Origin of the sequence: Bordetella petrii, from assembly GCF_020991325.1 — a bacterium.
GTDB classification, from domain to species: Bacteria; Pseudomonadota; Gammaproteobacteria; order Burkholderiales; family Burkholderiaceae_B; genus Bordetella_A; species Bordetella_A petrii_E.
Genome location: NZ_JAJMLX010000455.1, coordinates 1 through 2,065 on the forward strand (window position 1 = coordinate 1; position 2,065 = coordinate 2,065).

A 2,065-nucleotide genomic window follows, 5' to 3' on the forward strand; every position below is an offset into this window, starting at 1 on the left:
GGCGCGCCGCCGGCAGCACGTCGGCCGCGCGCGGCGGCCGGCCCAGCCATGAACGTCCGCCCACGTACAGGACCAGGGCGGTTTCCTTGTCTGCCGGCTCGGCCGCCGAAAACAAGACGTCGTTCAACTGGCAAAAGCGCAGGTAGGCCGCGGGCGAGCCGCTGATGCTGGCCTGGTCTGGCAGCCCGGCTGCGGGCGCGGTTTCCTGCAGCAGCGTGTGCGCCCAGTCGGCCTCCAGATGCAGCATTTGATAACTCCAGGCCGCGCCGGGGTCTGGATTGCAGGCGTGCACGCAGCGCGGCGGCACCATGACCAGGCTGCCTGGACGCAGCCGGTGGGTTGCGCCGCCGCTGCTGAACACACTGCCGCCGCTGTTGACCGCGCCGATAGACAGGGTGTCGTGCGTGTGGGCCAGGTAGCAGGCGCGGCTGCGCACGGCGCGCCTGCTCTCGGCCCAGGGCAGCCGAGAGTCGCGCCAGAATTGGACATGGGACATGAAAGTACCGGACATACTTGGGGAAAACCGCCAGCCAGATTACCACCGGCGGCGCGGCGCGATAATAGAAGACATGCCCCGCGACAAGAAAACCGAGCCTGCCCCCGCCGCGCACGACCCCGAACCCCTGCCGCCCGAGCGTCCCGGGCCCGGCGATTGCTGCGGCAGCGGCTGCATTCCCTGCGTCTACGATCTGTACGACGACGCCATGGACCGCTACCATGAGCAACTGCGTGCCTGGAAGCAGCGCAACGGCCTGGCGCCCTAGCGTCAGCGGACCTGCATCAGCTCATACTTCGAGGCCAGCGGGCCGCTGGGGCGGCTGCCGTCCTGGTACAGCATGATCAGGCGGCCCTCGGCCACGAAATAGCGCTGTTCGTTACCGGCCCTGTCCAGCACGATGGTGCCGCCGTCCGCTTGCCAGGTGAACGTGCCGCGCACTTCGGTGGGATGGGGCTGGCGGTCCAGGTACTGAGTGCGTAGTTCGTACGCGCCGTGTTCATGCAGCACCAGCCGCGTGCGGATGCCCGGGCAATCGGCGCAGGGCAGGGTGCCTTCATAGGCGCCGGCCCAGTCCAGCGAGTTGCGTGCGTTGTGGCCGTCGGCCTGGGCGGGCGCCTCGGCCGCCACGGGCGGCGGCGCGGCATCCTGCCGGTGGGCGCAGCCGGCCGCCAGGGCAAGGGCGGACAGGCATAGCGGCGCGATGGCTTTCATGGGGGCTCCTTGGGCATCGGTACAGGCATCAGGGTAGCGCGATGTCCTGGTAGGCTGCCACCGCTGCCAGCACGGTGTGCATTTGTACCGTATGGGCAAAGCCGAACGCCGGGCCATACAGGGTTTCGTCCGGAAACTCCGATATCAATGCCAGCGGTGCCAGTTCCAGTTCGCTTTCGGCGACCACGCAGGCTATGCCGTGGCGCGTGTCGAAGCCGGGTTCCAGCGCATGGGCCTCGTAGCTTGCCGCCTGGCGGGCATGGAAAGCCGCCAGGCCGGGCACGCCGGCCAGGCGCGCGGCGGTGGCATCCACCAGTTGCCGGGCTGCGGCCTCCCAGCCGGGGTGATGGCGCAGCAGCAGGAAAAAGCCCTTGGGCAGCGTCCACGATTCGAACTGGCGCGGCAGGTAGCCCGACAGGGGACGGGTCCATTCGTGGGCGGGATAGCCGTGCAGGTTGATGTGCAAGCGGGCGCCGCTGCGGGCCAGGGCGTGGCGGCGTGCCGCGTGCTCCAGCCATGGCTCGCCCGTGCGATAGGCCACATCGTCGCCCAGTGCGCTGTAGCGCGCCGCGTGGTGCATGTGGCGCGGATGGTGCGCGCACAGTTCGCGGTGCAAGGCATAGCCGTCGGGATTCTCGGCCGCCACCAGCGCGAAATGCGCATCGCCGGCGGCCCGCAGGGCCTGCGCGGCGCGCAGGGCGCCCACCACGCCGGATGTTTCGTTGGCATGCTGCGCGCCCGAGATGAACACCGCCGGGCCAGGCCCCTTTACATAGGTACCCAGCACCGGGCGGCCCTGGCGCGAGACGGCCTGGAACGGCTCGCCGCCCGGCGCCTGCATGTGGGCGGCGATCT

Annotated in this window: 3 protein-coding genes and 1 pseudogene; 1 reads left to right on the top strand and 3 read right to left on the bottom strand. The window is 69.9% G+C overall.

Going from position 1 to position 2,065, the window contains the following annotated elements; genetic code table 11:
- The coding region (locus LPZ50_RS24455; RefSeq protein ID WP_230665431.1) for an AraC family ligand binding domain-containing protein at nucleotides 1-496 on the bottom strand (496 nt) is incomplete at its 3' end.
- A gap of 73 nt (nucleotides 497-569) precedes the next feature.
- Between LPZ50_RS24455 and LPZ50_RS24460 the strand changes: the two genes are divergently transcribed.
- Nucleotides 570-764: an oxidoreductase-like domain-containing protein gene (locus LPZ50_RS24460; RefSeq protein WP_230665433.1), complete on the top strand. Its 195-nt coding sequence runs from the start codon at nucleotides 570-572 to the stop codon at nucleotides 762-764.
- Between the two features lie 2 nt (nucleotides 765-766).
- Here LPZ50_RS24460 and LPZ50_RS24465 read toward each other — a convergent pair whose 3' ends face one another.
- A complete protein-coding gene (locus LPZ50_RS24465) occupies nucleotides 767-1,210 on the bottom strand; it encodes a copper resistance protein NlpE (RefSeq protein WP_230665432.1) in 444 nt (147 codons plus the stop codon).
- 28 nt (nucleotides 1,211-1,238) lie between these two features.
- Nucleotides 1,239-2,065 (bottom strand): annotated as a pseudogene (locus tag LPZ50_RS24470) (peptidase M14); the annotation flags it as partial.

What these genes read in the sequence shown, in the direction of transcription:
- LPZ50_RS24460 (WP_230665433.1), top strand. Translation starts at nt 570, where the DNA reads ATGCCCCGCGACAAGAAAACCGAGCCTGCCCCCGCCGCGCACGACCCC.
- LPZ50_RS24465 (WP_230665432.1), bottom strand. Translation starts at nt 1,210, where the DNA reads ATGAAAGCCATCGCGCCGCTATGCCTGTCCGCCCTTGCCCTGGCGGCC.